The sequence below is a fragment of the Actinomadura soli genome (assembly GCF_005889715.1).
GTDB lineage: Bacteria > Actinomycetota > Actinomycetes > Streptosporangiales > Streptosporangiaceae > Spirillospora > Spirillospora soli.
Genome location: NZ_VCKW01000257.1, coordinates 1 through 11,600 on the forward strand (window position 1 = coordinate 1; position 11,600 = coordinate 11,600).

Here is an 11,600-nt window from a genome sequence, read left to right on the forward strand (position 1 = left end):
AGATGTGTATAAGCGACAGGCCCACCGACGTGGACCGGACCTCAGCCGGGGTCACGGGTCGGTCGTGCGGCCGGAGGCGCCCAGCGCCGGAGGTCGCACGACCCGCCGAGCCGGGCGACCGGAGCGCCACGGTCAATGACCCGCACGGTCACGAAACCCGCACCGTGGCGTGAGGATCGACCGGCTCGTGACGGGGGTTCCAGGGGGTCGCCCCCCTGGGTCAACACTGCAGTAGCCTTGATTCGTCTCAGAACTTACCTGCGAGCTGCGGAAGAGGGCGATCTCCGCCGTGTCGACAGAGTCGTCGCAAACTAGTGCCGACCCAAAGATGACAGACTTCGGTGCCAACGAGTGGCTGGTCGACGAGCTGTACCAGAAGTACCTCGAAGACCCGAACTCGGTTGACGAGGCCTGGTGGAACTTCTTCGCGGACTACCAGCCGGACAGCCGGCCGACGTCCGCGACCCCCGCGTCCCCCCAGGCGCCCACCGATGGCGCGGCCGCGAAGGCCGCGAACGGCACAGCGGCCGCTCCGCCGACACCGCAGCCCGTGAAGCCCCCGAAGGCGCAGCCCGGAAAGACCGAGCCCGCGCCGGCGCCCCAGCAGAAGCCCGCTCCGCCGCCGGTGCCCGAGGGCGCCGAGGAGGTCCGGCTGCGCGGGGTCGCGGCGCGGACGGCGTCCAACATGGAGGCCAGCCTGGGCGTGCCGACGGCGACGAGCGTGCGCGCCGTCCCGGCGAAGTTGCTGATCGACAACCGCATTGTGATCAACAACCATCTGAAGCGCGGGCGCGGCGGCAAGGTCTCGTTCACGCATCTGATCGGCTACGCGATCGTCAAGGCGCTCGCGGCGATGCCGGCGATGAACGCGGCGTTCACCGAGGTGGACGGCAAGCCGGTGCTGGTCAGGCCGGAGCACGTGAACTTCGGGCTGGCGATCGACCTGCAGAAGAGCGACGGGTCGCGGCAACTGGTGGTGCCGAGCATCAAGGCTGCCGAGACGCTCGACTTCCGCCAGTTCTGGGCCGCCTATGAGGAGATCGTCCGCAAGGCCCGGGGCGGGAAGCTGACGCTTGAGGATTTCCAGGGCACGACGATCAGCCTGACGAACCCGGGCACGATCGGGACCGTCCACTCGGTGCCGCGGCTGATGCCGGGCCAGGGGACGATCATCGGCGTGGGCGCGATGGAGTTCCCGGCGGAGTTCGCGGGCGCGTCCAGCGACACCCTGGCCCGCATGGGGATCAGCAAGGTGATGACGCTGACCTCCACCTACGACCACCGGATCATCCAGGGCGCGCAGTCGGGCGACTTCCTGCGCCGCATCCACGAGCTGCTGCTCGGCGCCGACGGCTTCTACGACGAGATCTTCGAGGCGCTGCGGATCCCGTACGAGCCGGTGCGCTGGGTGAAGGACATCTCCGCCACCCATGAGGACGACGTCGCCAAGGTCGCCCGCGTCCACGAGCTGATCCACGCCTACCGGGTCCGCGGCCACCTGATGGCCGACACCGACCCGCTGGAGTACAAGCAGCGCCGCCACCCCGACCTCGACATCCTCAAGCACGGCCTCACCCTGTGGGACCTGGAGCGCGAGTTCGCGACCGGCGGGTTCGGCGGCAAGCCGACGATGCAGCTGCGCGAGATCCTCGGCGTGCTGCGGATGGCGTACTGCCGGACGGTCGGCATCGAGTACATGCACATGCAGGACCCGGAGGAGCGCGCCTGGATCCAGGAGCGCGTGGAGGTCCCGCATGAGAAGCCGTCCCGCGAGGAGCAGCTGCACGTGCTGCGCCGGCTGAACAGCGCGGAGGCGTTCGAGACGTTCCTGCAGACGAAGTTCGTCGGGCAGAAGCGGTTCTCGCTGGAGGGCGGCGAGTCGGTCATCCCGCTGCTGGACTCGGTGATCTCGGCGGCGGCCAAGGACAGCCTGGACGAGGTCGTCATCGGCATGGCGCACCGCGGCCGGCTGAACGTGCTGGCCAACATCGTCGGCAAGTCCTACGGGCAGATCTTCGGCGAGTTCGAGGGCAACCTCGACCCGCGCTCCGCGCAGGGCTCGGGCGATGTGAAGTACCACCTGGGCGCGGCGGGCGACTTCGTCGCCGACGACGGCTCCAAGATCCACTGCGAGCTGGTGGCGAACCCCTCGCACCTGGAGACGGTCGACCCGGTGCTGGAGGGCGTCGTCCGCGCCAAGCAGGACCTGCTGGACGTCGGTGAGGCCGGGTTCAGCGTGCTGCCGATCCTGGTGCACGGCGACGCGGCGTTCGCCGGGCAGGGCGTGGTCGCGGAGACGCTGAACCTGTCGCAGCTGCGCGGCTACCGCACCGGCGGCACCGTCCACGTGATCATCAACAACCAGGTGGGGTTCACCACCGCGCCGGAGTACTCGCGCTCCAGCGTCTACTCCACCGACGTGGCCCGGATGATCCAGGCGCCGATCTTCCACGTGAACGGCGACGACCCCGAGGCGTGCGCGCGGGTGGCGCGGGTGGCGTTCGAGTACCGGCAGACGTTCAAGAAGGACGTCGTCATCGACATGGTCTGCTACCGGCGGCGCGGCCACAACGAGGGCGAGAACCCCTCGTTCACCCAGCCGCTGATGTACGACCTGATCGACGCCAAGCGCTCGGTGCGCAAGCTGTACACCGAGGCGCTGATCGGCCGCGGCGACATCACCGTCGAGGAGGCCGAGCAGGCGCTGCGCGACTACCAGGAGCAGCTGGAGCGCGCCTTCACCGAGACCCGCGAGGCGGTGAAGCGGCCGCAGGAGCCGGGCTCGGTGGTGAAGCCGGACGTCGAGGAGAGCATCCCGATCGACCACGGCGGCGCGGGCTCGGCGATCCCGGCCGAGACCGTCAAGCGGATCATCGAGTCGCAGGTCAGCCTGCCGGAGGGGTTCACCCCGCACCCGCGGCTCCAGCCGATCCTGCAGCGCCGCGCGCAGATGATCGAGGACGACGCGATCGACTGGGCGACCAGCGAGCTGCTCGCGATGGGCTCGCTGCTGATCGACGGCCACCCGGTCCGGCTCGTCGGGCAGGACACCCGGCGCGGGACGTTCGGCCAGCGGCACGCCGTCCTCGTCGACCGCAGGACCGGTGAGGAGTACACGCCGCTCAAGCAGTTCGGGCAGGGCGTGTCGAAGTTCTACGTCCACGACTCGCTGCTCAGCGAGTACGCGGCGATGGGCTTCGAGTACGGCTACTCAATGACCCGCCCCGACGCGCTAGTCTGCTGGGAGGCCCAGTTCGGCGACTTCGCCAACGGCGCCCAGTCGATCGTGGACGAGTACATCTCCTCCGGCGAGCAGAAGTGGGGCCAGCATTCCGGGGTCGTGCTGCTGCTGCCGCACGGCTACGAGGGGCAGGGGCCCGACCACTCCTCCGCGCGGATCGAGCGCTTCCTGCAGCTGTGCGCGCAGGACAACATGACCGTGATCTATCCGACGACCCCGGCGAACTACTTCCACCTGCTGCGCTGGCAGGTGCTGTCGGGGCGGCACAAGCCGCTGGTGGTGTTCACGCCGAAGTCGCTGCTGCGGCTGAAGGCGGCCACGTCCCCGGTCGAGCAGATCACCGGCGGCGCGTTCCAGCCGGTCATCCCGGAGAGCGACCCGGCGATCGACCCGGCGGGCGTGCGGCGGGTGCTGCTCACCACCGGCAAGATCTACTACGACGTGGTCAAGGCCCGCGACGCCGCGGGCGCGTCCGACACGGCCGTCGTCCGGATCGAGCGGCTCTACCCGCCGCCGGTCGACGAGATCAAGGCGGAGCTGGCCAAGTATCCGGCGGGCGTCGAGGTCGTGTTCGTGCAGGACGAACCGGCGAACATGGGCGCCTGGCCGTTCATGGCGCTGAAGCTGCCGCACCACGTCGACGGGCTGAAGCTGTCGCGGGTGTCGCGTCCGGCGTCCTCGTCCCCGGCCGTGGGCTCGGCGAAGCTGCACCAGGCCGAGCAGGAGGCCCTGCTGGCCAGGCTGTTCGAGCCCAGGTAAACGGTCGGCCCACGTACACGGGTCGGACGTCGAGGGCTCCGGGGCGAGGCGCCGGAGCCCTCGGCGTCCCCGGCCGGATCAGTACGGCCGGATCAGTACGAAAGAGAAACCAGGCAATGTACTTCACCGATCGGGGCATCGAGGAGCTGGCGGACCGCCGCGGCGCGGAGGAGGTCAGCCTGGCGTGGCTGGCCGAGCGGCTGCGCGAGTTCGTCGATCTGAACCCCGAGTTCGAGACGTCCGTCGAACGGCTCGCCACCTGGCTGGCCCGGCTGGACGAGGAGGAGGACGAGTAGGGCCGGCACGGCCGGGGAGGCTGCGAAAAACGCGATACATCTTGACTTTCCAGAGACGCGACATATCGTGTTAACTGGATGGAGCGCAGCTCGGACGAAGGGCAGATCTCGATGTCGCGCTGGACGATCGACGAACCGGCCACCCTCGACTTCGACGGCGTGGTCGCCCTGCGGGCCACGCTGATCGCCGGGACCATCTCGGTGCTCGCCTCCGACGAGCGCCCGTCCATCATGATCGGCGACGTCGAGGGCCCGCCGCTGGTGGTCACCCACGAGGCGGGCATGCTGACGGTCACGCACGAGAACCTGTGGGAGGGCGTGCTGAGCTGGCTGCGCACCCAGCGGTGCCGCGCCGCCGTCACCGTGACCGTCCCACGCGACTGCCCGGTCACCCTCAACCTCGTGTCGGCGGACGCCGTCGTCACCGGCACGACGTCCCGCACGTCCATCAAGAGCGCCTCCGGTGACGTGACGCTCGACGGGGTGGCGGGCGCGATCGACGCCAACACCGTCTCCGGCGCGATCGAGGCGCAGGGCCTGGACGGGACGGTCTCGTTCACCTCGGTCTCCGGCGACCTGACCCTGGCCGGCGGCTCGGTCACCCGGCTGGGGGCGCGGTCGGTCAGCGGGCGCATCGCCGCCGACGTGAACCTGGGCGGCGACGCCCGGGTGGACGTCAACACCGTGTCCGGCGAGGTGGCGCTGCGCATCCCCTACTCCGCGGACGCGCAGGTCACGCTGAACTCGGCCGCCGGGCCGCTGGACACGACGTTCCCCGAGCTCGCCGAGCAGGACGGGCTCCTCGCACGCAGCCGGTCCGGCAAGATCGGGAACGGCACGGGACGGCTGACGGTCAACACCGTGTCCGGCGCCGTCACCCTCGTCGGACGCGACGACGAACCCGAGATCACCACCCCGCGAATGGAGAAATGAGGACCACGTGAGCCCCGTTTTCGGTCACGGTCGCCTGCGGCTGTACCTGCTGAAGCTCCTGGAGGAGAGCCCGCGTCACGGCTATGAGGTGATCCGGCTCCTGCAGGACCGCTTCCTCGGGGTCTACTCGCCCTCACCCGGCACGATCTACCCGCGGCTCGCCCGGCTGGAGTCGGAGGGCCTCGTCACCCACGAGGTGATCAAGGGCAAGAAGGTGTACTCGCTGACCGACAAGGGCCGCGAGGAGCTGGAGCGCCGCATGGACGAGCTGGCCGACCTGGAGGAGGAGATCTCCGCGTCGGCGCAGGAGTTCGCCCGCGGCGTGCAGGAGGACGTCCGGCAGACCGTCCGGACGCTGCGCGAGGAGCTCACCCAGGCCGCCCGGACGATGCGCGACCAGGGCAGGACCTCGTCCAAGGACGCCTGGAAGGAGACCACCGAGCGCCAGAAGGACGAGTGGAAGCGCCAGAAGGATTACTGGCGCGAGCAGAAGCAGGCGTGGACGGAGGAGTGGCGGAAGAACTGGGAGGACGCCTGGAAGACCGCCACCGGGACCCGTGAGGACGTCGCCCGCCTCAAGCTGGAGCGCCTGCTCCGCGGGTTCGTCGAGGACGTCCGCAAGGCAGCGAAGGCGTCGCGCCTGGACGACGACGACCTCGCCGCCGCCCAGACCCTCCTGAACGAGACCTGCGAGCGCCTGAAGCGGGAGATCTTCCGCAAGGACGCCCGGTAACCGCGGAGACGGGCGCCCTCAGGGCGTGAAGATGATCTTCCCGAAGAGGTCGCCCTCGGCCATGGCGGCGAACCCCTCGTGCGCCCGGCTCAGCGGCAGCGTCCGGTCGATCACCGGCCTGGTGCCCGTCTTGACCAGGAACCGCGCCAGCCGCTCCAGCTGGTCGCGCGTCCCCATGGTGGACCCGATCACCGACAGCTGCAGGAAGAACACCCGGTTCAGCTCCGCCGGCGGCACCGCCCCGCTGGTCGCGCCGGACACCACGATCCGCCCGCCGGGCCGCAGCGACTTCAGCGAATGCGACCACGTCGCCTGCCCGACGGTCTCGATGACGGCGTCGACCCGCTCCGGCAGCCGCGCGCCCGTCTCGACCGCCACGTCCGCGCCGAGCTCGCGCGCCCGCGCGCGCTTCTCCTCGGTGCGGCTGGTGGCGTAGACGCGGTAGCCGGCCGCCGACGCCAGCGCGATCGCCGCGGTCGCGACACCGCCGCCCGCGCCCTGGACCAGCACCGTCGCCCCCGGCTGCAGGCCCGCCTTGTCGAACAGCATCCGGTACGCGGTGAGCCACGCCGTCGGCAGGCACGCCGCCTCCTCGAACGACAGCCCGGCCGGTTTCGGGACGAGGTTGCGGCGCGGCACCGCGACCTTCTCCGCGAGCGTCCCGGGATGCACCTCCGACAGCAGCGACCGCTTCGGGTCGAGGGTCTCGTCGCCGCCGCCCCGGCCCGGGTCGCCGAGCACCGAGTGGACGATGACCTCGTTGCCGTCCTCGTCCACCCCGGCCGCGTCGCAGCCGAGGATCATCGGGAGCCGGTCGGCGGGCAGCCCGACGCCCTTGAGCGACCACAGGTCGTGGTGGTTGAGCGCGGCCGCCTTGACCGTGACGGTGGTCCAGCCGTCCGGCACGTCGGGATCGGGCCGCTCACCTGCCGTCAGCCCGTTCAGCGGATTGTCTGCGTCGATCTTCGTAGCCGTGACAGCGAACATGAAACGCACACTAACCGTCCGTCCGGCAGGCGAACGGCCCGCCCCCAGGGGACGGGCCGTTTCGGCCTGCGCACGACCGGGGATCCGGGCGCGCGCGTCACAGGACCTTGGACAGGAAGTCCCTCGTGCGCTGGTGCTTCGGGTCGGCCAGCACCTCACGTGGCGTGCCCTTCTCGACGACGGCGCCCTCGTCCATGAAGACCAGCGAGTCGCCGACCTCCCGGGCGAACCCCATCTCGTGCGTCACCACGATCATGGTCATGCCGTCGAGCGCGAGCTGCTTCATGGCCTCCAGGACGTCGCCGACCAGCTCCGGGTCGAGCGCGGAGGTGGGTTCGTCGAACAGCATCAGCGCCGGCTCCATGGCCAGCGCCCGCGCGATCGCGACCCGCTGCTGCTGCCCGCCGGACAACTGCGCCGGATAGCTCTGCGCCTTGTCGTCGAGGCCGACCCGCGCCAGCAGCGCGAGCGCCCGGTCGCGGACGCCCGCCTTCGGCAGCCGCTTCACCCGGATCGGCGCCTCCATGATGTTCTCCAGCGCCGTCATGTGCGGGAACAGGTTGAACCGCTGGAACACCATGCCGATCTCGCGGCGCTGCGCGGCGACCTCGCGATCGCGGAGCTCGTAGAGCTTGCCGCCCGACTCCCGGTAGCCGACCAGGTGGCCGTTCACCCACAGCCGCCCGGAGTCGATCTTCTCCAGGTGGTTGATGCAGCGCAGGAACGTCGACTTGCCCGATCCGGACGGCCCGACGACGCACATCACCTCGCCGGGCCTGACCTCCAGGTCGATGCCCTTCAGCACTTCGAGCCGCCCGAACGACTTGTGCACCTGCTCGGCCCTGACCATCAGATCGGCCGCCGGCTCGGCGGGCTCGACCGGGCCCGCGGGCCCGGCCGGGACGGTGGGCTCGGGCGGATCGGTCGGCTCGGTCATGCCGTCTCCCTCCTGCCGGCCCGCAGGCCCTTCGCCTGGCCCGCGGCCGAGCCGCGCGAGAAGTGGCGTTCGATGAAGTACTGCCCCACCAGCAGGAAACTGGTCAGGATCAGGTACCAGATGCAGGCCGCGACCAGCATCGGGAAGACGTTGAACGTCCGCGTGCCGACGGCCTGGAGCTGGAAGAACAGCTCGTTGGTGACCGGGACGTACGCCACCAGCGAGGTGTCCTTGAGCATCGCGATGGTCTCGTTGCCGGTCGGCGGGACGATGACGCGCATCGCCTGCGGCAGGATGATCCGGCGCATGGTCTGGAACCGCGACATGCCGAGGGCGCCCGCGGCCTCCTCCTGGCCCGGGTCGACCGACAGGATGCCGGCGCGCACGATCTCCGCCATGTAGGCGGCCTCCGACAGCGCCAGCGCCAGCAGGCCCGCCATGAAGCCGGTCAGCAGCGTGCGCGCGTCCAGCGTGAAGAGGGTGCCGTCGATGTCGACGCCCATGAGGTCGCCGAGCTGCCCCGCGAACGGCACCCCGCCGACGCGGTACTTGGCGTACAGGATGCCCATGTTGCCGAACAGGATCGCCAGCACGAGGCGGGGGACGGCCCGGAAGAACCAGGTGTAGAGCCAGGCGACGCCGCTGAGGACGGGGTTGTCCGACAGCCGCATCACGGCGAGGACGACCCCGAACAGGACACCGATCACCATCGCGAGCACGGTCAGCGCGATGGTGGTCCAGACGCCTCGGATGATGTTGGGGCGGAACGCGTTGTCGACGAGGAAGGACCACTGGAACTTCTCGTTCGTCACGAGCATGTGGACGAACATCGCGGTGAGCACCGCGATGACCGCCACCGCCGCCCAGCGGCCGGGATGCCGGACCGGCACGGCCTTGATCGCCTCAGGCCGCGCCGGCTCCGGCGTAGGTTTTGTGAGGTCCGCCATCGGCTACGGGTTAACGGCCGAGTCGTTGATCGCCCCCGCCTGCACGTTCCACTTCTCCAGGATCTTCTTGTAGGTGCCGTCCGCCTGGAGGGCCTTGGTGGCGCCGGCGATCGCCTCGGCGAGCTGCGTCTGCTCCTTCTGCACGACGAAGCCGTACGGGGCGGCCTCGTAGATGTCGCCGAGCAGTTCGAGCTGGCCGTTGGTCTTCTTCACCGCGTAGGCGATGATCGGCGAGTCGGCGAGGCCGGCGTCGTCCTTGCCGGACACGATCGCCGCGGTCGCCTGGTCCTGGCCTTGGTACTGGTCGATGGTGATCGCGGGTTTCCCGGCGGCCGTGCACTCCTTCGAGCGCTTCTGGACGTCGTCGACCTGCACGGTGGCCTTCTGCACGGCGATCTTCTTGCCGCAGGCGTCGTCGGGCTGGACGCCGGCGGGGTTGCCCTTCTTGGTCGCCCACTGGGTACCGGCGTTGAAGTAGCTCACCATCGTGACGACCTTCTTGCGCTCGTCGTTGACGGTGAAGGAGGAGACGCCCGCCTCGTACTTGCCGGACTGGACGCCCGGGACGATGTCGTCGAACTTGCTGGAGACCCATTCGGTCTTCAGGCCGAGCTTGGCCGCCACCGCGTCGAACAGCTCACGGTCCCAGCCGACGACGGTCTTGCCGTCGGTGTCCAGGAACTCGTTCGGCGCGTACGTGGAGTCGGTGCCGATGAGGATCTTGCCGTCCGACTTGATCGCGTCGGGGACCATCCCCGCCAGCTTGGCGTCCGCGCCGCCCGAAGCGGTGATCTTGGGGCCCCCACCCGTCTCGTCTTTCTTCTCGCCGCACGCCGAAAGCGCGAGCGCGCCCGTCAGCACAAGAACGCCCGTCACGATCCCGTGACGGCGCAGAGAACCGGTGATCACTGGTCCCCCTTCAGATGGTTGCGTCGGATCCGCGTAGATCCGTAGGTCAGGTGCACATCTTGGCGTACAACCTCCCTGATCTGGATAAAGGGTGCGAAACAATAACGCAACGAGCGAGCCCCGGGTCGGTACGCCGTACACGATCTTCCCCACGGAACGCAACCGGATCGCTACACTTCGGCAACGCCCGCGTGACCATCGCCACCATCGTCTCTCAATCAGGATTTGAGAGGGGGTATGGCACAATCAGACAACGGGTGACCCCCGTACGTCACGAGATGACCACCGGGTGACCGGCCACCAGACCACCAGCACCGCGGCGGCGTCGAAGAAAGCCAACTTTCACTGACAGGGGTCGCAGTGGCCGCTCAGCCAATTCCCATCGAACTTTCCGCGCTGGACGACGATCCGGCGTTCCCGCTGCACCGCGGCGGGAAGCTGGAGATGCGGTCGACCATCCCGGTCCGCGACAAGGACGACCTGTCGCTGGCCTACACGCCGGGCGTCGCCCGCGTCTGCACCGCGATCGCCGACCACCCCGAACTGGCCTACGACTACACGTGGACGTCGAAGGTCGTCGCCGTGGTCACCGACGGCACCGCCGTGCTCGGGCTCGGCGACATCGGCCCGGCCGCGTCCATGCCGGTCATGGAGGGCAAGTCCCTGCTGTTCAAGGAGTTCGCCGGCGTCGACTCGGTGCCGATCGCGCTCAGCTGCACCGGCGTCGACGAGATCGTCGACACGGTGGTCCGGATGGCGCCGAGCTTCGGCGGCATCAACCTGGAGGACATCAGCGCCCCCCGCTGCTTCGAGATCGAGGACCGCCTGCGCGCCGCGCTCGACATCCCGGTCTTCCACGACGACCAGCACGGCACCGCGATCGTGGTGCTCGCCGCCCTGACCAACGCCGCCCGCCTGGTCGGCCGCCCCCTGTCCGACCTGCGCGCGGTGGTGGCCGGCGCGGGCGCGTCCGGCATCGCGGTCTCGCGGATCCTCATCGAGGCCGGTATCGGCGACATCGCCCTGTCCGACAGCAAGGGCCTCATCTACGAGGGCCGCGACGGCCTGAACCCCGTCAAGGAGCGCATCGCCGCGATCACCAACCGGTCGCACCTGAAGGGCTCCACGGAGGAGGCGCTGCGCGGCGCCGACGTGTTCATCGGCCTGTCCGGCGGCACCGTCCGCGAGTCGTGCGTCGCCACCATGTCGCCGGACGCGATCGTCTTCGCCCTCTCCAACCCGACCCCCGAGGTCCCCCCGGAGATCGCCCGCAAGCACGCGAAGGTCGTCGCGACGGGCCGCAGCGACTTCCCGAACCAGATCAACAACGTCCTGGCCTTCCCCGGCATCTTCCGCGGCGCCCTGGACGTCCGGTCGCACTCCATCACCGAGGGCATGAAGCTCGCCGCCGCGACCGCCCTGGCCGACATCGTCGGCGACGACCTCACCCCCGACTACGTCATCCCCGGCCCCTTCGACGACCGCGTCGCCCCGGCGGTCTCCGAGGCGGTGGCCGCCCAGGCCCGCAAGGAAGGCGTCGCCCGCATCTGACCCGGCCGGGTCGGGCTCACTTCGCGCGGCCCGTGTTCCCCTTGCGGGACGCGGGTCGCAGGGGCGCCGGACGCGGCCAGTAGCGTGCGATGACGCGGCCGACGATGAGGGCGTCGGGCACGGCGCCGAAGTCCCAGCTGTCACTGCGGCCCCGGGCGCGCTGGTTGTCGCTCTCCAGCCACCAGCCGTCCCCCGCCCGGTGGTCGGCGCGCTTGACGATCAGCAGGTCCCGCCGCTCCGGATGGCGGGCCACGACGACGTCCCCGGCCTCGGGACGGACGCCCGTCCGCACGAGCAGCCAGTCCCC

The 11,600-nt window shown here is 69.9% G+C and carries 10 protein-coding genes; 5 read left to right on the top strand and 5 right to left on the bottom strand.

Annotated elements, in window-relative coordinates:
* Positions 1-289: 289 nt before the first annotated feature.
* The 4 genes from ETD83_RS33685 to ETD83_RS33700 all read left to right on the top strand — a co-directional run bounded on the left by ETD83_RS33685 (position 290) and on the right by ETD83_RS33700 (position 5,962).
* A complete protein-coding gene (locus tag ETD83_RS33685; protein WP_138649252.1) occupies positions 290-4,000 on the top strand; it encodes a multifunctional oxoglutarate decarboxylase/oxoglutarate dehydrogenase thiamine pyrophosphate-binding subunit/dihydrolipoyllysine-residue succinyltransferase subunit in 3,711 nt (1,236 codons plus the stop codon).
* Between the two features lie 116 nt (positions 4,001-4,116).
* Positions 4,117-4,296, top strand: a complete 180-nt coding sequence (locus ETD83_RS33690) for a DUF6104 family protein (protein ID WP_138649253.1) — start codon at positions 4,117-4,119, stop codon at positions 4,294-4,296.
* 78 nt (positions 4,297-4,374) lie between these two features.
* Positions 4,375-5,229, top strand: a complete 855-nt coding sequence (locus ETD83_RS33695) for a DUF4097 family beta strand repeat-containing protein (protein WP_230421359.1) — start codon at positions 4,375-4,377, stop codon at positions 5,227-5,229.
* Between the two features lie 7 nt (positions 5,230-5,236).
* On the top strand, positions 5,237-5,962 hold the full coding sequence (locus tag ETD83_RS33700; protein ID WP_138649254.1) for a PadR family transcriptional regulator: 726 nt from the start codon (positions 5,237-5,239) through the stop codon (positions 5,960-5,962).
* Positions 5,963-5,980: 18 nt separating this feature from the next.
* On the opposite strand, the gene ETD83_RS33705 is transcribed toward ETD83_RS33700, so the two are convergent.
* The 4 genes from ETD83_RS33705 to ETD83_RS33720 form a co-directional block, all read right to left on the bottom strand.
* Positions 5,981-6,949, bottom strand: a complete 969-nt coding sequence (locus ETD83_RS33705) for a zinc-binding dehydrogenase (RefSeq protein ID WP_138649255.1) — start codon at positions 6,947-6,949, stop codon at positions 5,981-5,983.
* A gap of 97 nt (positions 6,950-7,046) precedes the next feature.
* Positions 7,047-7,799 (bottom strand): amino acid ABC transporter ATP-binding protein, encoded by a 753-nt coding sequence (locus ETD83_RS33710; RefSeq protein WP_171064592.1) that lies wholly within the window; start codon positions 7,797-7,799, stop codon positions 7,047-7,049.
* A gap of 83 nt (positions 7,800-7,882) precedes the next feature.
* Positions 7,883-8,833, bottom strand: coding sequence for an amino acid ABC transporter permease (locus ETD83_RS33715; RefSeq protein WP_138649257.1), 951 nt, complete (start codon positions 8,831-8,833; stop codon positions 7,883-7,885).
* A gap of 3 nt (positions 8,834-8,836) precedes the next feature.
* Complete coding sequence (locus tag ETD83_RS33720; protein ID WP_138649258.1) at positions 8,837-9,742, bottom strand: ABC transporter substrate-binding protein; 906 nt, start codon at positions 9,740-9,742, stop codon at positions 8,837-8,839.
* Between the two features lie 360 nt (positions 9,743-10,102).
* Here ETD83_RS33720 and ETD83_RS33725 point away from each other — a divergent pair, with 360 nt between their 5' ends.
* Positions 10,103-11,293, top strand: a complete 1,191-nt coding sequence (locus tag ETD83_RS33725) for an NAD(P)-dependent malic enzyme (RefSeq protein ID WP_329603015.1) — start codon at positions 10,103-10,105, stop codon at positions 11,291-11,293.
* A 16-nt stretch (positions 11,294-11,309) separates the two neighbouring features.
* Here ETD83_RS33725 and ETD83_RS33730 read toward each other — a convergent pair.
* Positions 11,310-11,600: S24 family peptidase (locus ETD83_RS33730; RefSeq protein ID WP_138649259.1), on the bottom strand; the 291-nt coding region annotated here is incomplete at its 5' end.